The following is an 18,767-nucleotide window of genomic DNA, read 5'->3' on the forward strand; positions in this document are numbered from 1 at the left end:
TCTCCTCGACTGCATAACGCTCGCCGAGATTGGCTTCCAGTTCAAACTTGCGGAAGTTGTTGGAGAAGTACAACACGCCGCCGGGAGCCAGTCGCGCCATGGCCAGGTCGATCAGTTGCACCTGGTCGCGCTGCACGTCGAAGACACCTTCCATGCGCTTGGAGTTGGAGAACGTCGGCGGGTCGATGAAGATCATGTCGTACTCGTCACGACTGGCTTCGAGCCACGCCATCACATCACCCTGCTCCAGGCGGTTCTTGTCGGAGAAACCGTTCAACGACAGGTTGCGACGCGCCCAGTCCAGATAGGTTTTCGACAGATCGACACTGGTGGTACTGCGCGCGCCGCCCTTGGCCGCATGCACACTGGCCGTCGCGGTGTAGCAGAACAGATTGAGGAAGCGCTTGCCGGCCGCCTCTTTCTGGATACGCATGCGCATCGGCCGGTGGTCGAGGAACAGACCGGTGTCGAGGTAGTCGGTGAGGTTCACCAGCAGCTTCACGCCACCCTCATTGACCTCGACGAACTTGCCCTGTGCCGCCTGGCGCTCGTACTGCTTGGTGCCGCTCTGGCGCTCGCGGCGCTTGACCACCACACGGCTCTTGTCGATGTTCAACGCCTGCGGGATGGCTGCCAGGGCATCGAACATGCGGGCCGAAGCCTTTTCCGGATCGATTGATTTCGGCGCGACGTACTCCTGGACATGTACCCAATCGTGATACAGGTCGATGGCCATGGAGTATTCCGGCATGTCGGCATCGTACACGCGGTAGCAGTCGATGCCTTCACGCTTGACCCACTTGCCCAGGGCCTTGAGGTTCTTTTGCAGGCGGTTGGCGAACATCTGCCCGCCTTCGCTCAGGCGCGGCTGCTCGACCACTGGAGCCGGTGCCGGCGCCGGTTTGATCGGGTTGCCGTTTTTGTTGAACTTGCGTTCCTGCGGTTCGTTCGGCGCCTGATCGTAGGCGGCTTGCTCGCGCTCGACCTGGCGCTGCTCCGGAGTACGACGCTCGCCGGTGACGAATTGATCCGGCAACACCTTGATCAGCAACAGCTTGCACGGCAAGGCGCCGTTCCAGAACGAATACTGCTTGTGGCTGCGGATGCCCATGCGCTTGCCCAGGTCCGGGGCGCCGGTGAACACCGCGGCTTCCCAGTTGAGGCAAGCCTGACGCAGGCGTTCGCCAAGGTTCTGGTAGAGGTAGAGCAGGCTCGCCTCGTCGCCCAGACGCTCGCCGTATGGTGGGTTGCAGATCACCAGGCCTTTCTGGTTCTGGTCCGGACGCGGCTCGAAGGTCGCGACTTCGCCCTGGTAGATCTTGATCCACTCACTGAGGCCAGCACGTTCGACGTTGTTGCGGCCCGGTTGAATCAGGCGCGGGTCGGCTTCGTAACCGCGAATCCACAGCGGCGGCTTGGCCAGGCCGGCCGCGGCGCGTTCGGTGGCTTCTTCGTGGAGTTTTTTCCACAGCGCCGGTACGTGACCGAGCCAGGCGGTGAAGCCCCACTGCTCGCGACGCAGGTTCGGCGCCATGTCGGCAGCGATCATGGCGGCTTCCACCAGGAACGTGCCGACGCCGCACATCGGGTCGGCCAGAGCGCCGCCTTCGGCCGCGATACGGGGCCAGCCGGAACGGATAAGGATGGCGGCCGCGAGGTTTTCCTTGAGCGGCGCCGCACCTTGCTGCAAGCGATAGCCGCGCTGGTGCAGGCTGTGACCGGACAGGTCAAGGGACAGAATGGCTTCGCCACGATCCAGACGCAGGTGAATGCGCAGGTCCGGGTTGAGCTTGTCGATGGACGGACGGTCGCCTTGCGGGGTGCGCAGTTTGTCGACGATGGCATCCTTGACCTTCAGCGCGCCGAAGTGGGTGTTGTCGATACCTGAGCCATGGCCGCTGAATTCGACGGCCAGGGTGCCGTCATTGAGCATGTGGTCTTGCCACTCGATGTCCAGCACGCCGTGGTACAGGTCTTCGGCGTCCTTCATTTGGAAACGCTTGAGCACCAGCAGCACGCGGTTGGCCAGGCGTGACCACAGGCACAGGCGATAAGCGGTTTCCATGGTGGCCATGCCGCGTACGGCAGAGGTGTGCTCCCGCGCTTCCTCAAGGCCAAGCCCGACGGCTTCCTCGATGAGCAGGCCTTCAAGGCCTTTTGGGCAAGTGAGGAAGAGTTCGAAACGATCGGACATGGGAATTCCAGAACCTTTAGCTAAGTGACCGGGCAACGCATTGCCGGTCCGGTTTTCAATCAGGCACTTTTCTCGAAGAGCGCCCGCGTGGCACGAAGGTGTGCCGTTCCACCCCTGCTGCTCGGGTTAAATGAGCTTAGATGCAAGGACAGATAAAAAAGTTGATGCAACAAAATGTCATAAGTCGACCCTTCGTCGAATAGTGCTTCCCGGCAACGGGAGCCATTCTCACTAAAGGATTAAGCCCATCATCCAGCGCAGAGCCGATCATACCGGGGTTTGGCCAATAAATACGCTACAAACGCTCTGTTACTTATGGCGTTAGCACATGAACGGTTACGTCCTTATGACAAAACGATCATTCCCTCGATGTGACGCATTGGTTAGAACTCAATACAGGTTGGCGCCGCAATGACGCCAACACCTTGGCTCGTCACGCCGGCAACGAGCCCCCAACGGCAGAGTTTTTCTGCCAGACCTCAATAGAGGTCGACGCGATAAATACAGTCAACAAGTGAGGGCAACACCCTATGAGAAGACTTAAGCGTGATCCGTTGGAAAGAGCATTTTTGCGCGGATATCAATATGGCGTTGGTGGTAAATCCCGTGAGCTTTGCCCATTTACTCTACCGTCGGTACGTCAAGCCTGGATTAACGGCTGGCGAGAAGGACGCGGCGACAACTGGGACGGTATGACCGGCACTGCGGGAATCCACAGACTCAACGAACTTCACGCCGTCGGCTAATTACAGGGCAGAACACTCCGACACGACAATCTGATTTGTACTGAATTAACCATGCACGTCCCATCCGGACGGCGGGCTCCGGCCCAGGGGCTCCTTTAAAGGGGCCCTTTTTTATACCTGCTTCACATTCAGCGACGATACCCTTGTGGCGAGGGGGCTTGCCCCCGTTGGGTCGCGAAGCGGCCCCGAAACCAATCGACTCGGTGACACCGGTAAAACACAGTGGCCGGAATTGCGGCTGCTTCGCAGCCGAACGGGGGCAAGCCCCCTCGCCACAAAAGCTCGCTAGCGTAGTGCTGCGATTGCGTCTACGGATTCACGAATCAGCGCCGGGCCTTTGTAGATGAAGCCCGAGTAGATCTGCACCAGGCTCGCGCCCGCGGTGATTTTCTCCGCTGCGTGCTTGCCTTCGGTAATACCGCCGGCAGCGATGATCGGCAGCCGACCACCCAGCTCCGATGCCAGCACTTTCACGGTGTGGGTGCTCTTGTCGCGAACCGGCGCGCCGGACAGACCACCGGCTTCTTCGCCGTGCTCCATGCCTTCGACGCCTACACGGCTCAGGGTGGTGTTAGTCGCAATGACCGCATCCATCCCGGTTTCGATCAGCGCTTGCGCAACTTGTGCGGTTTCTTCGTCGCTCATGTCCGGCGCGATCTTGATCGCCAGCGGTACATGTTTGCCATGACGCAATGCCAGTTCCGCGCGGCGCTCGGCCAGATCGGCCAGCAACTGCTTGAGCGAGTCACCGAATTGCAGGCTGCGCAGGCCCGGCGTGTTCGGCGAGCTGACGTTGACCGTCACATAGCTGGCGTGGGCGTAGACCTTGTCCAGGCAGATCAGGTAGTCGTCCACGGCACGCTCGACCGGCGTATCGAAGTTCTTGCCGATGTTGATGCCCAGCACGCCCTTGTATTTGGCCGCCGCCACGCGGGCCAGCAGGTGATCGACGCCGAGGTTGTTGAACCCCATGCGATTGATGATCGCCTCGGCTTCCGGCAGACGGAACAGGCGCGGCTTCGGGTTGCCCGGCTGCGGACGCGGCGTGATGGTGCCGATTTCGACAAAACCGAAACCCAGTTGGGCGAAACCATCGATGGCCGCGCCGTTCTTGTCCAGGCCGGCGGCCAGCCCCACCGGATTCGGGAAGTCCAGGCCCATGACATTCACCGGCGTCTTCGCCGGGGCCTTGCACAGCAAGCCGTTGAGCCCAAGACGCCCGCCCGCGCCGATCAGGTCCAGGGACAGATCGTGGGAGGTTTCCGGGGAGAGTTTGAACAACAGCTGACGGGCCAGGGTGTACATGGGCGGATTTGACTCGATTGGCGGCGAATTGAGGCGGCGATTATAGCCGGGCAACGGGGTGGCAAGCGAGGCGCGTGATCAAATCAACGGATAATGGCATATGCCTTGCACCACTCTGGGCACCAGCACCCATGCCAACGACCGAATGTGTGCAAAGACAATGGCGTCGTCCCCGACCTGCTCATGCAAGAACTCGGGACGACGTTTTTTTTGCAAGGTGAACACGCGATGAACGAACCATCAGCCGGCCCTCTGGCCTGGGTCAATGGCAGCGATGCCCCGGAAAAAACCGAAATCAATCTCGGCTTCATGGCTCTGAGCGACTGCGCCTCGGTGGTTGTCGCCGCCACCCAGGGCTTCGCCCAACCCCATGGCTTGACCCTGAACCTCAAGCGTCAGTCGTCCTGGGCCAACCTGCGGGACAAACTGGTCAGCGGCGAACTCGATGCCGCCCACAGCCTCTACGGTCTGGTTTACGCCGTTCACCTGGGCATCGGTGGCGTGGCCGCGACCGACATGGCCGTGCTGATGGGCCTGAATCAGAACGGCCAGAGCATCAACCTGTCCCGAGGTTTGCAAGCGCTTGGAGTGACCAGTCCTGAAGCACTGGAACGGCACGTGCACCAAACTCGCTCAAAATTCACCTTCGCCCAGACGTTTCCAACCGGCACCCACGCCATGTGGCTGTATTACTGGCTCGCCAGCCAGGGCATTCACCCGCTCCTGGAGGTCGACAGCGTGGTGGTGCCGCCGCCGCAAATGGTCGCGCACCTGCGGGCCGGGCGCATCGACGGGCTCTGCGTCGGCGAACCCTGGTCCGCCAGCGCCGTGCAACAGGACCTCGGCTTCACCTTGGCCACGACCCAGACCATCTGGCCCGATCATCCGGAAAAGGTCCTGGCCTGCACCCGCGCCTTCGTCGAGCAATACCCCAACACTGCCCGCGCGTTGGTGATGGCGATTCTGGAGGCCAGTCGCTTCATCGAAGAAAGCAGCGAAAATCGTCGCAGCACCGCGCAATTGCTCAGTGCAGCGCAATACCTCGATTCGCCGCTGGAGTGCATCGAGCCGCGCCTGCTGGGCGATTATGTCGATGGTCTGGGCAATCGCTGGCAAGACCCACACGCCCTGCGCTTCCACGGTGAAGGCGAGGTCAATCTGCCGTACCTGTCCGATGGCATGTGGTTCATGACCCAGTTCCGTCGCTGGGGTTTGTTGCGCGACGACCCGGATTACCTCGCCGTGGCCCGTCAAGTCCAGCAACTAGACTTGTATCGTGAAGCGGCCAGCGCTGTAGGGGTCGCGGCACGGGGCAAGGAGATGCGCAGCAGTCAGTTGATCGACGGCAAGACCTGGGACGGTTCGGACCCGGCCGGTTATGCCCGCAGTTTCAAACTGCACGCCATGAGCGACAGCTCGCACCGATCCGCCAGCCGCTGACAGGAGACCATGAACATGCTGCGTATCCTGCTGATCAACGACACCGCTAAAAAAGTCGGGCGCCTGAAGGCCGCCCTGACCGAGGCCGGATTCGAAGTGATCGATGAATCCGGCCTGACCATCGACCTGCCCGAACGCGTCGAAACGGTGCGTCCGGATGTGATTCTGATCGATACCGAGTCACCGGGCCGCGATGTCATGGAACAAGTGGTGCTGGTGACTCGCGACCAGCCACGACCGATTGTGATGTTCACAGACGAACACGACCCCGATGTGATGCGACAGGCGATCAAGTCCGGTGTCAGCGCCTACATCGTCGAAGGCATTCACGCACAACGCCTGCAGCCGATTCTCGATGTGGCCATGGCACGTTTCGAAAGCGATCAGGCCTTGCGTGCCCAACTGCATGCCCGCGACCAGCAATTGGCCGAGCGCAAGCGCATTGAACTGGCCAAGGGACTGCTGATGAAAATGAAGGACTGCAACGAGGAAGAGGCCTACACACTGATGCGCCGCCAGGCGATGAGCCGCCAGCAGAAGCTGATTCAAGTGGCGGAGCAGATTATTGCCATGAGCGAGTTGCTCGGCTGAAGTCCAGTGGCGCTTGTAAGGGCGCCATCGCGAGCAGGCTCGCTCCCACAGGTGGTTTGTGTTCGACGCCATTCCCTTGTGGGAGCGAGCCTGCTCGCGAATGGCCGCTCGATTTCGAGTGTTGGCACAGATCTCGCTAAGTAATCACCACAGGTAACCAACGGCGGTTGCCCCACCTACGACAAAGACGTCGCTCACCTCATTTGCCCTTGGCGGATCGGGTAGCGGCGTTTTTTCGTTTTGGCCCCACAGCACGGGGCCGGTGGTGCGGCCGTATCGGCGCCCCACCTGCAAGCTCATGACTCCTTTCGAGACTCTTCACAGCTGAGGTGCGCAATGAATTCAAGCTTCTGGAAATCCGGCCATACACCCACATTGTTCGCAGCCTTCCTCTATTTCGACCTGAGCTTCATGGTCTGGTACCTGCTCGGTCCTTTGGCAGTACAGATCGCCGCCGACCTGCACCTGACGACGCAGCAACGAGGGCTGGTGGTCGCCACGCCGATTCTGGCCGGGGCGGTGTTGCGCTTCGTGATGGGGATGCTGGCTGATCGCCTGTCGCCCAAAACCGCCGGCCTGATCGGTCAGGTCATCGTGATCTGCGCGCTGTTCGGCGCCTGGAAACTCGGGATCCACAGCTACGAGCAGGCGTTGCTGCTGGGCCTGTTCCTCGGCATGGCCGGCGCTTCGTTCGCCGTCGCCCTGCCCCTGGCCTCGCAGTGGTATCCGCCGCAGCATCAAGGCAAGGCCATGGGCATTGCCGGCGCGGGGAACTCGGGCACGGTGCTCGCCGCATTGATCGCCCCGGTGCTGGCGGCGGCGGTTGGCTGGAGCAACGTGTTCGGTTTCGCCCTGATTCCGCTGATTCTGACCCTGATCGTCTTCGCCTGGCTGGCCCGCAATGCCCCCGAGCGGCCAAAAGCCAAATCCATGGCCGACTACTTCAAGGCCTTGGGCGATCGTGACAGCTGGTGGTTCATGTTTTTCTACAGCGTGACATTCGGCGGCTTCATCGGTCTGGCCAGTGCCCTGCCCGGTTATTTCAACGACCAGTACGGCTTGAGCCCGGTGACCGCCGGCTACTACACCGCAGCCTGCGTGTTCGGCGGCAGCCTGATGCGCCCCTTGGGTGGCGCGCTGGCTGACCGGTTCGGCGGCATTCGGACTCTGCTGGCGATGTACACCGTCGCGGCGATCTGCATTGCCGTGGTCGGCTTCAATCTGCCGAGTTCCTACGCCGCACTGGCACTTTTCGTCTGCACCATGCTCGGTCTGGGCGCAGGCAATGGCGCGGTATTCCAATTGGTGCCCCAGCGTTTTCGCCGGGAAATCGGCGTGATGACCGGCCTGATCGGCATGGCCGGCGGTATCGGTGGCTTTGCCCTCGCGGCCGGCATGGGCGCGATCAAGCAAAGCACCGGCAGCTATCAACTGGCACTGTGGTTGTTCGCCAGCCTCGGCGTTCTGGCCTGGTTCGGTCTGCACGGCGTAAAACGTCGCTGGAGAACCACCTGGGGTTCGGCCGCCGTGACGGCAGCGCGAGTCTGACGCCCCGATGAGCCTGCAACTGAGTTTCGCCGAAGCCAGCGCCATCGGTCCTCGCGAGGAAAACCAGGATGCCCTGCGCCTGGTCACGCCGGCTCCGGCGCTGGCCGCGAGCAAGGGTTATCTGTTCGCGATTGCCGACGGTGTCAGCCAATGCGTCGATGGCGGTCTGGCTGCCCGTTCGACGCTGCAGGCCCTGGCGCTGGATTACTACGCCACGCCGGAAACCTGGAGCGCCGCACAGGCACTCGATCGCCTGCTGCTGGCGCAGAACCGCTGGTTACAGGCCAATGGCGGCGGACAACCGCTGCTGACCACCCTGAGTGCGCTGGTCCTGCGCGGCCGGCGTTTTACCCTGGCCCATGTCGGCGATTGTCGGGTGTATCGCTGGCATGCCGACCAATTGCAGCGAATCAGCGAGGATCATGTCTGGGACCAGCCGGGCATGCAGCATGTGCTGAAACGGGCGCTGGGGCTCGATCAACACCTGGTGCTGGATTTTCTCGACGGTGAGTTGCGCCCCGATGAATGCTTCGTCCTGCTCAGCGACGGCGTCTGGGCCGTCCTGGGCGATACCGCCATTGCCGCGATCCTGCGCGATCAACCGGACTTGCACAGCGCTGCGAACACCCTGGTCAATGCTGCGCACCTGGCGGGCAGCCAGGACAACGCCAGCGCCATGCTGGTGCGGGTCGATGCCCTCGGCGAAGCGAGCATTGGCGATGCGTTGATGCACTTACAGCAATGGCCACTGCCGCCTGCCCTGAAACCGGGTCAGGCGTTCGAGGGCTGGCAGGTCGAGGGGATCGTCGCACAGAGCCAGCAATCGCTGCTTTATCGCGTTCGCGACAGCCAGCAACAACCCTGGCTGTTGAAAACCCTGCCCGGTCGCCTGCACGACGATCATCAGGCCGGGCAAGCGTTACTGTCGGAAGAATGGTTTCTCAAACGCGTGGCCGGTCGACATTTTCCTGAAGTCCACTCCGCCAGTCAGCGTCAGCATTTGTACTACGTGATGCGTGAATATTCGGGCGTTACCCTGGCCCAACGACATGAGCAAGGCGGGCCGCTGCCGCTGCCCCAGTGGCAAGACATCGCCGAACGCTTGCTGCGAGCGGTCGGCCTGTTGCATCGACGGCAGATCCTGCATCGCGATATCAAACCGGAAAACCTGCTGCTGGGGGACGATGGTGAGTTGCGCCTGCTGGATTTTGGCCTCGCCTACTGCCCCGGGCTTTCGCAAGATCTGCCCTGGGCGCTGCCGGGTACACCCAGTTACATCGCACCCGAAGCCTTTCGCGGCGAAGTACCGACGCCACAGCAGGACTTGTACGCCGTCGGAGTAACCCTGTATTTCCTGCTCACCGGGCATTACCCCTATGGCGAAATCGAAGCCTTCCAGCGCCCGAGGTTTGGCCTCCCGGTCAACGCCAGCCGCTACCGGCCCGACCTGCCGGACTGGATCGCCCATAGCCTGGAGCGCGCCGTGGCGGCGGCCCCCGACCAGCGTTTCGAAACAGCGGAAGAATGGCTGCTACTGATCGAACAGGGCGAGCGCCACAGCTTGAGCGTGCGCCCCAGGCCTTTGCTGGAGCGCGAACCGCTGAAAGTCTGGCGAACATTGGCGCTGGTATCGTTGCTGCTCAATCTGGTGCTGCTGATGGTTGCGCTCCATTAGCGGGCAAAGCGCCTTGAATCGGTGCACTCCCTCACGGTTCTGCCCTTGTGAACGGGGAAAATGCCAACAAACACGGGATTTGAGCGACTTGGCATAACCACTGCATTACCTCTTTCAACAGACATACAGCGCAGGCTTCAACGACGAAGGTTGCACTTCCCGAGAGAACGGGACCAGGACAAAGGCGTCCTCGCTAGGCAACTAGCGGGACGCCTTTTTTTGTTTGCGCAAAATTTGTCGAGCATGGCCTGCCACTGATGAGGCAGGCCCGAGCTCCCCGGAGAACCTGATGAAAAAACTAAAACTGGTGATGATCGGCAACGGCATGGCAGGGGTCCGGACCCTGGAAGAGCTGCTCAAACTGAGCACGGAGCTGTACGACATCACGGTCTTCGGTGCCGAACCGCACACCAACTACAACCGCATCCTGCTGTCGCCGGTGCTGGCGGGCGAACAGACCTTCGAAGAAATCGTGCTCAACGACCTGGACTGGTACCTGGAAAACAACATCAAGCTGCTGCTCAACCGTAAGGTGGTGGAGATCGACCGGGTCAAGCGCCGGGTCATTGCCGAAGACGGCAGCGAAGCCGAATACGATCGCCTGCTGATCGCCACCGGCTCGACGCCTTTCATCCTGCCGATTCCCGGCAATACCCTAGACGGCGTGATCGGCTACCGCGACATCGCCGACACCCAGGCCATGATCGACACCGCGAAAACCCACCGGCACGCCGTGGTGATCGGCGGCGGTCTGCTCGGCCTGGAGGCCGCCAACGGCCTGATGCTGCGGGGCATGCACGTCACCGTGGTGCATATCGGCGAGTGGTTGCTGGAGCGGCAACTGGACAAGACCAGCGGCCAGTTGCTGCAAACCGCGCTGGAATCTCGCGGCCTGCACTTTCGCCTGTGCGAGCAGACCCAGGCCTTGCACGACGCTGGCAACGGCCGGGTCGGTTCGGTGCAATTCAAGAACGGCGACATCATTCCCGCTGACCTGGTAGTGATGGCCGCCGGCATTCGCCCCAATACCGAATTGGCGGAGAAATCCGGCATTCCGTGCAGCCGCGGGATTCTGGTCAACGACACAATGCAAACCTACGACCCACGGATCTATGCCATCGGCGAGTGTGCCAGCCACCGCGGTATCGCCTATGGTTTGGTGGCGCCGCTGTTCGAACAGGCCAAAGTCTGCGCCAACCACCTGGCCCAACTGGGTTTTGCCACCTACAAGGGTTCGGTGACCTCGACCAAATTGAAGGTTACCGGTATCGACCTGTTTTCCGCCGGCGACTTCATGGGCGGTGAAGGCACCGAGACCATTACCCTCTCGGACCCGATTGGCGGCGTCTACAAAAAACTGGTGATCAAGGATGACGTGCTGGTGGGCGCCTGCCTGTACGGCGATACGGCAGACGGCGGCTGGTATTTCAGGCAGATCCGTGAGAATCACGCCATCAGTGAGATCCGCGATCACTTGATGTTCGGTGAAAATGCGCTTGGCGACGTAGGACATCAGGGCCAGGACAAAGCCATGAGCATGGCCGACAACGCCGAAGTCTGCGGCTGCAACGGTGTGTGCAAGGGCACCATCGTCAAGGCGATCCAGGAGCACGGGCTGTTCAGTGTCGACGACGTCAAGAAACACACCAAGGCTGCCAGCTCCTGCGGTTCCTGCGCCGGCCTCGTCGAACAGATCCTGATCAACACCGTGGGCGGCGCGGCGGACGTCAAACCGAAAAGCGAAAAGTCCATCTGCGGCTGCAGCGATCTCAACCACGGGCAAATCCGCCAGGCCATCCGCGAGCAGCACCTGCTGACCATCGCCGGCACCATGAGCTACCTGAACTGGCGCACACCCAACGGCTGCGCCACCTGCCGCCCGGCGCTCAACTACTACCTGATCTCCACCTGGCCAGGAGAAGCCAAGGATGATCCGCAATCGCGCCTGATCAATGAACGCGCCCACGCCAATATTCAGAAAGACGGCACCTACTCTGTAGTCCCGCGGATGTGGGGCGGTGTGACCAATCCTTCAGAGCTGCGGCGCATTGCCGACGTCGCCGACAAGTACAACGTGCCGATGGTCAAGGTCACCGGTGGCCAGCGCATCGACTTGCTGGGTATTCGCAAGCAAGACCTGCCGGGGGTGTGGAAAGACCTGGACATGCCGTCCGGCCACGCCTATGGCAAATCCATCCGCACGGTGAAAACCTGCGTCGGCAGCGAGTTCTGCCGCTTTGGCACCCAGAACTCCACACAGCTGGGCATTGAACTGGAACATGACCTGTTCAACATGTGGTCGCCACACAAGGTGAAGCTGGCTGTCTCCGGTTGCCCGCGCAACTGCTCGGAAGCCGGTATCAAGGATGTGGGAATTATCGGTGTGGACTCCGGCTGGGAGATGTACATCGGTGGCAACGGCGGGATCAAGACCGAAGTCGCGGAATTCTTCGTCAAACTGAAAACCGCCGAAGAAGTGCGCGAATACAACGGTGCATTCCTGCAGCTCTATCGCGAAGAAGCCTTCTACCTCGAACGCACCGTGCACTACCTGCAACGGGTCGGCATGGAACACATCAAGAAAGCCGTGCTGGAAGATCCGGAGCAGCGCAAGGCGCTCAACGATCGCCTGCAGTTCTCCCTGTCGTTCGAACAGGACCCGTGGAAGGAACGCCTGGAACAGCCCCAGCTGAAAAAAGAATTCGACGTCATCCCCGTGAAAAACCTGGAGGTGCTGGCATGAACTGGCTGGATATCTGTGCACTGGAAGAGATCAATGCCCTGGGCTCGCGGATCATCGCCGGGCCAAAGGGAGACATCGCGATTTTCCGTACCAGCGACGACGAAGTGTTCGCCCTCGACGACCGCTGCCCGCACAAGGGCGGCCCGTTGTCCCAAGGTCTGGTCTACGGTAAGCGCGTGGCCTGCCCGCTGCACAACTGGCAAATCGACCTGGAAAGCGGCGAAGCCCTGGCCCCGGACATCGGCTGTGCCCATCACCATCTCGCCCGGGTGGAAAATGGCCGGGTGATGCTGGCCCTGCGGGATGCAGGCTGATGGACCGCCAGATCACTGCGTCCACCTGCTGTTACTGCGGGGTCGGCTGCGGGGTGCTGATCGAGCACGACGGCGAGCACATCCTCGGCGTCAGCGGCGACCCGGCGCACCCGGCCAATTTCGGCAAACTGTGCAGCAAGGGTTCGACCCTGCACCTGACCGGCGACTTGACGGCGCGGGCGTTGTACCCCGAACTGCGCCTCGGTAAAAGCCTGGCCCGCCACCGCACCGATTGGGATACCGCCCTCGATCACGCCACCAGCGTGTTTGCCGCGACCATTGCCGAACATGGCCCGGACAGCGTGGCGTTCTACATTTCCGGGCAACTGTTGACCGAGGACTACTACGCCTTCAACAAGCTGGCGCGTGCCCTGGTAGGCACCAACAACATCGACAGCAATTCGCGCCTGTGCATGTCATCGGCGGTGGTCGGCTACAAGCGCAGCCTGGGTGCCGACGCCCCGCCCTGCAGCTACGAAGACCTGGAGCTGAGCGATTGCGTGATGATCGTCGGCAGCAACATGGCCTACGCCCACCCGGTGCTGTTTCGCCGCCTGGAAGCAGCCAAATCCCGCCGGCCGCAGATGAAGGTCATTGTCATAGACCCACGTCGTACAGATACCTGCGATCTGGCTGACCTGCACCTGGCGATCTTGCCTGGCACCGATGTCGCCTTGTTCCATGGGATTTTGCATCTGCTGCTGTGGGAAGACTGGATAGATCGTGACTTCATCAGGGACCACACCGAAGGCCTGGCCGAGCTGAAAAACCTGGTGCGTGACTACACGCCGCAAATGGTTTCGCAGCTCTGCGGTATCAGCCTCGGGCAATTGCAGCAATGTGCCGAGTGGATCGGCACATCACCGAGCTTTCTGTCGCTGTGGTGCATGGGGCTTAACCAGTCCACCGCCGGCAGCGCGAAAAACAGTGCATTGATCAATCTGCACCTGGCCACCGGGCAGATCGGTCGCCCCGGCGCCGGACCTTTCTCCCTCACCGGTCAGCCAAATGCCATGGGCGGGCGGGAAACCGGCAGTTTGTCCAACTTGCTGCCCGGTCACCGTGACGCCGCCAATGCACAACACCGTGCGCAAGTGGCGTCCTACTGGGGCGTCGAGCAACTGCCGGACAGCCCCGGGCTCTCTGCGATCGAATTGTTCGAGCAAGTGCGCAACGGCAAGATCAAGGCGTTGTGGATCGCCTGCACCAACCCCGCGCAATCCATGCCGGACCAGACGGCCGTGCGCGCAGCTCTGCAAGCCTGCCCGTTCGTGGTATTGCAGGAAGCCTTCAGCACCACTGAAACCGCGAAGTTCGCCGACCTTCTGCTGCCCGCCGCCAGTTGGGGGGAAAAGGAAGGTAGCGTGACCAACTCAGAGCGGCGCATTTCCCACGTACGCCAGGCAATCGTCGCACCGGGTGAGGCGCGGCCGGACTGGGCAATCACCGTAGATTTCGCACAACGCCTGGAAAAACACCTGCGTCCCGGCCAAGCCAGCCTGTTTGAATTTGATAATCCCGCTCAGGTCTTTGACGAATACAAACAACTGACTCAAGGTCGCGACCTGGATCTGTCCGGTATCAGCCATGCACTGATCGATCGTCTCGGCCCGCAGCAGTGGCCCTTCCCTGCGGGTGCCGTTGAAGGCACGGCCCGGCTGTACGTCGACGGGGTATTTGCCACTGCCAATGGGCGCGCGCAGTTCGTGGCCGATCCATACCGTGCCGCCAAAGAGCAACGCGATGCTCGCTTTCCGCTGACCCTGATCACCGGCCGGCTGCGCGATCAATGGCACGGCATGAGCCGCACCGGCACCGCTGCGCAGCTGTTTGGCCATGTCAGCGAAGCGGAGTTGAGCCTGCACCCGGACGAACTGCGCCGCCATCGCCTGCAGCCGGGGGATCTGGTCAGCCTGAAAAGCAGGCGCGGCGCAATCGTCGTCGCGGTTGCCAGCGATGACAGCGTGCGCCCGGGCCAGGCCTTTTTACCGATGCATTGGGGCGACCGTTTTCTCAAGGGCGGGGTGAACAGCCTCACCCTGCCCGCATTCGATCCTTTGTCGAAACAGCCCGAACTTAAACACAGCGGTGTTCGCCTGGATCCGGTGGATTTGCCCTGGAAACTATTCGCACTGATCGAGGGCGATGTTCAACGGCATTTTGAAACGCTACGACCGCTCTGTGAGGCGTTTTCCTACGTCAGTCTCAGTCTGGTTGGCCGTGAGCGCCCTGCCCTGCTTGTACGGGCTGCCAATACTTCAGCACCTTCGGCAGAGTTGCTAAGCGAAATCGATAAAAACCTGACGCTCGATGACGGCCCGGTACTGGCTTACGACGACCCTCGACGGGCCATAGGCAAGCGCGTGCGGATCGAAAATGGCCGGATCACTGCCATTCGACTGGCCGGTGAAACCCTTGCCCAGCACTGGTTACAGGGGCTGTGGCTCGAAGGTCGCGCGGACCAGCAACTGCGGCGCTGGCTGCTTGCGCCGCTGAGCGCACCACCGGGCAATCTCGACACGTCCTTCAACTCGAACAAGATCCTGTGCAATTGCAAGAACGTCGGCCAGAACGCGATCTGCGCCGGCATCAGCCGTGGCCTGGACTTGCAGGGGCTCAAGCAAGAACTGGGTTGCGGCACGCAATGCGGGTCCTGCGTTCCGGAAATCAAACGCCTGCTGGCCGCCACGGCGCAGCCAGTCACCGTCTTCTCGTGAGGAAAACACTATGAGTGCAAAAGTCTGGCTGGTAGGTGCGGGCCCGGGTGATCCGGAGTTGCTCACGTTGAAGGCGGTACGTGCCTTGCGCGAGGCAGATGTGGTGCTGATCGATGACCTGGTCAATGTCGCGGTACTCGAGCATTGCCCTGGGGCGCGGATCATTCCGGTGGGCAAGCGTGGCGGCTGCCGCTCTACCCCGCAAGCGTTCATCCATCGCCTGATGCTTCGTTATGCCCGGCAGGGTAAATGCGTAGCGCGGCTCAAGGGCGGCGATCCATGCATTTTCGGTCGCGGTGGTGAAGAGGCGCAGTGGCTGCGTGAGCGTGGGGTCGAAGCCGAGTTGGTCAACGGCATCACTGCCGGGCTGGCGGGGGCAACGCAATGCGATATTCCGCTGACTTTGCGCGGTGTAGCCCGTGGTGTCACGCTGGTCACCGCACACACCCAGGACGACAGCCAATTGAACTGGCAGGCACTGGCCCAAGGCGGAACGACGCTGGTGATTTACATGGGAGTGGCCAAGCTCGGTGAAATCCGTGAGCAGCTATTGGCCGGCGGCATGGCAACGGATACGCCCGTGGCCATGATTGAAAATGCCTCCTTGCCCCATCAACGGGAATGTCGGAGCACTCTCACAAACATGGATGAAGCTGCCTACAGATTCCAGCTGAAAAGCCCTGCCATACTGGTGATCGGTGCAGTGGCAGCCTGTGCAACTCAATCGCTGTGGGAGCGTGAATTGCCTGTGATGGCGGCAGATCAGTCAGCGTAGTTTCACCTGTTCCACTAAATCGCAGACAAAGAAAAGCCCGGCCTGAGCCGGGCTTTTCAGAGCTGCGAGCTAATTACTTAGCTTGAGCTTCAACCTGCGCTTCTACGCGACGGTTAACTGCACGACCAGCGTCAGTTTTGTTGTCAGCAACTGGGCGGGATTCGCCGTAGCCAACAGACTGAACGCGGGACGATTCAACACCGTACTGGTTGGTCAGAACTTGTTTAACGGCGTTTGCACGACGCTCGGACAGTTTCTGGTTGTAAGCGTCAGGACCGACGGAGTCAGTGTGACCTTCAACAGTAGTGCTGGTGGATGGGTACTGCTTCATGAAGTCAGCCAGGTTCTTGATGTCGCCGTAGCTGTTTGGCTTGACTACCGACTTGTCGAAGTCGAACTTCACGTCCAGCTCAACACGAACAACTTCAGCAACTGCCGGGCAGCCGTCAGCGTCAACAGTTACGTTGGCTGGGGTGTCTGGGCACTTGTCAACGTTGTCGCAAACGCCATCGTTGTCGCTGTCAGAGCAAACTTCCGGAGCTGGAACTGGAGCAGCAGCTGGCTTGCTGCCGCCACCGAAGTTCACACCGATACCGACGCTAGGAGCCCACTCGGTGTTGCCCTGGTCGATGTTGTACTGAGCTTCAACGCCAGCACGGGCGTAGAAGTTGTCGGTGAAGTACAGCTTGGCACCGCCGCCAACGTTGGCGAAGGTGGAACGGTTACGACCGTTCGAGCCGTTCTGGTCGATGCTCTGGTCGGAGAAACCGCCCGAGACGTAAGGACGCAGCATGTCGCCTGGGTTGTTGAAGTGGTACAGAGCGTCCAGAGCGGTGTTCGCGCCCTTAACGTTCTTGCCATCGTTTGCACGGGCATTGTGCACTTCGTCGTAGGCCAGACGCAGTTCAACGTCGTCTGTCAGGAAGTAACCGATCGAACCACCCGGCAGGATGCCGTCGTTCTTGAAGTTACGGTCGCTATCGAAATATTGCTTCTTTGCGTAGCCTTCGATTTCAACTGCGCCTTGGCCCTGTGCCAGAGCGCCGATGGAAGTGGCGGCAATAAGAGAACCAATGGCCAAGCCCAAGGTGTTTTTCAGTTTCATCCGTTAAATCCCCATCTGGTGATTGTGAAGCAGTCCCGCAAACCGGGGGACAACTCGGCGGCAAGTCTAACAGAACTTGCCTACACGTAAGAGATATTTGCGCTGAACTAAGTTTCAGCAATGCCTGCAAATTTCTCACGCAATTTATCTAGAGCGCGTTTGTACCGCATTTTTGTTGCGCTCAAACCCATATGCATGATGTCTGCGATTTCCTGAAACTCCAGCTCTGCGACAAATCGTAGCACCAGAATTTCACGATCAATCGGATTCACATACACCAACCAGCGATCAAGTCCGCCTTTTTCCTCAGGTTTCGGCGTCTTTTCTTCGGACGCTTCCTCGAGGGGGTCAAGACTCAATGCGTCCATCAAGCGACGCTTTCGCCGTTCCTTCCGATACTGTGTGATGCACTCGTTGTACGTGATGCTATATAGCCACGTCTTGAACTTCGATTTACCTTCGAAGTTCTTCAGGCCATACAGCACCTTCAACATGACCTCCTGACAGACATCGTCTGCGTCGCGATCGTTCCCTAGATATCGTGCGCACACGTTAAATAATGTTCGCTGGTAACGCCGCATCAGTTCTTCATAGGCGCGTGTTACGTGAAACAGCTCGGTATGCGAGCGCGCGACCAACTCCTCATCAGAGAGCTCGCGGGGGTCGTAGCGCATGGATAACGATTGGGCTTTATTCAAAACAAGTCGGGCCGACAGTCAGGTCAATGTCCGCCGCAGCCAGCGTGAGCAGGCATTTTGCGGCGGCATACATTAGCAGGGTTTGCCGGGTTAGCGGCTACTCACATGCTGCTCAAGGAGGATCCGATTGGAAAGAGAGACTAGCTCACCCTCATCGGTCAGCAATGTGGTTTTAACCGTGCCGATCTCTTCGATCTGGCCTTCGACCTCGCCAACACGCACTTGTTGCCCAACCTGGTACAGCTCACGCACGTAGATTCCCGCAAGAATCTGGCCGGCAATTTCCCGGCTTCCCAACCCCATGGCCAGCGCTACTGCCAGACCAACGGTTATCAACACAATCACGATCACATGGTTCAGCAGGTCAGTCTTGACCTCCAACTGGCTGATCGCAACCGAAATACTGATGATGATCACCAGGCCCTGGGCAATCCGTCCAAGCCCTGAAGCATAGTCCAGCCCCACGCCTTCTGCCGCCCCGCGCACCAGCCCGTTGGCCAGTTGCGCCAGCAAGACACCGACCAGCAACACCAGCGCCGCGCCGAACACCTTCGGCAAATACAACGCAAGCATGTCCAGCGTAGCTGAAACTCGCTCAAGGCCAAGGGATTCTGCGGCAGAAACCAGAAAAATCAGCAGAACGAACCAATAGACGATTTTGCCGATCAGCGTCGAAATAGGAACTTGCAACCCTGCACGGGACAGCAATTTGGTCAGGCCGGTGCCACCCATCAAGCGATCAAGGCCCAGTTTGGCGAGCAACTTCGAGAGCAAGGTGTCCAGCAGTTTGGCCACGACAAAACCCAACAGCAGCACAACCAGTGCGCCGAACAGGTTCGGAATGAAGTTCGCAACCTTGGTCCACAACGCAGTCATTGCAGTGACGAGGCTCTGAGTCCAGAGATCAAGTTCCATA

The 18,767-nt window shown here is 60.4% G+C and carries 14 protein-coding genes; 9 read left to right on the plus strand and 5 right to left on the minus strand.

The features are described 5' to 3' along the window. Positions 1 to 2,194, minus strand: a 2,194-nt coding sequence (gene rlmKL / locus AC1RP7_RS17885; protein ID WP_493183996.1) for a bifunctional 23S rRNA (guanine(2069)-N(7))-methyltransferase RlmK/23S rRNA (guanine(2445)-N(2))-methyltransferase RlmL, incomplete at its 3' end; no start/stop codon positions are given. A gap of 530 nt (positions 2,195 to 2,724) precedes the next feature. Here rlmKL and rmf point away from each other — a divergent pair. Continuing rightward, entirely contained in the window at positions 2,725 to 2,940 is a 216-nt protein-coding gene (rmf, locus tag AC1RP7_RS17890) for a ribosome modulation factor (RefSeq protein ID WP_003223300.1), read from the plus strand. Positions 2,941 to 3,225: 285 nt separating this feature from the next. Here the strand turns inward: rmf and AC1RP7_RS17895 are convergent, their stop codons facing one another. Further along, positions 3,226 to 4,245: a quinone-dependent dihydroorotate dehydrogenase gene (locus AC1RP7_RS17895; protein ID WP_090454050.1), complete on the minus strand. Its 1,020-nt coding sequence runs from the start codon at positions 4,243 to 4,245 to the stop codon at positions 3,226 to 3,228. A gap of 228 nt (positions 4,246 to 4,473) precedes the next feature. On the opposite strand from AC1RP7_RS17895, the gene AC1RP7_RS17900 reads away from it, so the two are divergent. From AC1RP7_RS17900 to cobA, 8 genes are all read left to right on the plus strand, one after another. Further along, entirely contained in the window at positions 4,474 to 5,685 is a 1,212-nt protein-coding gene (locus AC1RP7_RS17900; RefSeq protein WP_493181790.1) for a CmpA/NrtA family ABC transporter substrate-binding protein, read from the plus strand. 15 nt (positions 5,686 to 5,700) lie between these two features. Further along, positions 5,701 to 6,276: an ANTAR domain-containing response regulator gene (locus AC1RP7_RS17905; protein WP_008048624.1), complete on the plus strand. Its 576-nt coding sequence runs from the start codon at positions 5,701 to 5,703 to the stop codon at positions 6,274 to 6,276. Positions 6,277 to 6,612: 336 nt separating this feature from the next. Beyond that, positions 6,613 to 7,824, plus strand: coding sequence for a nitrate/nitrite transporter (locus AC1RP7_RS17910; protein ID WP_057715698.1), 1,212 nt, complete (start codon positions 6,613 to 6,615; stop codon positions 7,822 to 7,824). A gap of 7 nt (positions 7,825 to 7,831) precedes the next feature. Continuing rightward, on the plus strand, positions 7,832 to 9,499 hold the full coding sequence (locus tag AC1RP7_RS17915) for a bifunctional protein-serine/threonine kinase/phosphatase (RefSeq protein ID WP_493181788.1): 1,668 nt from the start codon (positions 7,832 to 7,834) through the stop codon (positions 9,497 to 9,499). A gap of 289 nt (positions 9,500 to 9,788) precedes the next feature. Continuing rightward, positions 9,789 to 12,242: a nitrite reductase large subunit NirB gene (gene nirB, locus AC1RP7_RS17920; protein WP_493181786.1), complete on the plus strand. Its 2,454-nt coding sequence runs from the start codon at positions 9,789 to 9,791 to the stop codon at positions 12,240 to 12,242. Beyond that, the gene (gene nirD, locus AC1RP7_RS17925) at positions 12,239 to 12,556 is read left to right on the plus strand and encodes a nitrite reductase small subunit NirD (protein WP_046042889.1); all 318 of its coding nucleotides are present in this window, start codon (positions 12,239 to 12,241) and stop codon (positions 12,554 to 12,556) included. Before nirB ends, nirD begins: the two co-directional genes overlap by 4 nt. Beyond that, the gene (locus AC1RP7_RS17930) at positions 12,556 to 15,273 is read left to right on the plus strand and encodes a nitrate reductase (RefSeq protein WP_493181784.1); all 2,718 of its coding nucleotides are present in this window, start codon (positions 12,556 to 12,558) and stop codon (positions 15,271 to 15,273) included. The genes nirD and AC1RP7_RS17930 overlap by 1 nt, the downstream gene beginning before the upstream one ends. Before the next feature lie 10 nt (positions 15,274 to 15,283). Continuing rightward, the gene (cobA, locus tag AC1RP7_RS17935; RefSeq protein ID WP_057715702.1) at positions 15,284 to 16,048 is read left to right on the plus strand and encodes a uroporphyrinogen-III C-methyltransferase; all 765 of its coding nucleotides are present in this window, start codon (positions 15,284 to 15,286) and stop codon (positions 16,046 to 16,048) included. Positions 16,049 to 16,121: 73 nt separating this feature from the next. Here cobA and AC1RP7_RS17940 read toward each other — a convergent pair whose 3' ends face one another. From AC1RP7_RS17940 to AC1RP7_RS17950, 3 genes are all read right to left on the minus strand, one after another. Further along, positions 16,122 to 17,153: an OmpA family protein gene (locus AC1RP7_RS17940; RefSeq protein ID WP_057715703.1), complete on the minus strand. Its 1,032-nt coding sequence runs from the start codon at positions 17,151 to 17,153 to the stop codon at positions 16,122 to 16,124. Positions 17,154 to 17,260: 107 nt separating this feature from the next. Beyond that, entirely contained in the window at positions 17,261 to 17,851 is a 591-nt protein-coding gene (gene sigX, locus AC1RP7_RS17945; RefSeq protein WP_015096065.1) for an RNA polymerase sigma factor SigX, read from the minus strand. Positions 17,852 to 17,941: 90 nt separating this feature from the next. After that, positions 17,942 to 18,766, minus strand: coding sequence for a mechanosensitive ion channel family protein (locus AC1RP7_RS17950; protein WP_008048604.1), 825 nt, complete (start codon positions 18,764 to 18,766; stop codon positions 17,942 to 17,944). Position 18,767: the final 1 nt, after the last annotated feature.

The organism is Pseudomonas sp. GW822-FHT01E03 (assembly GCF_058802985.1).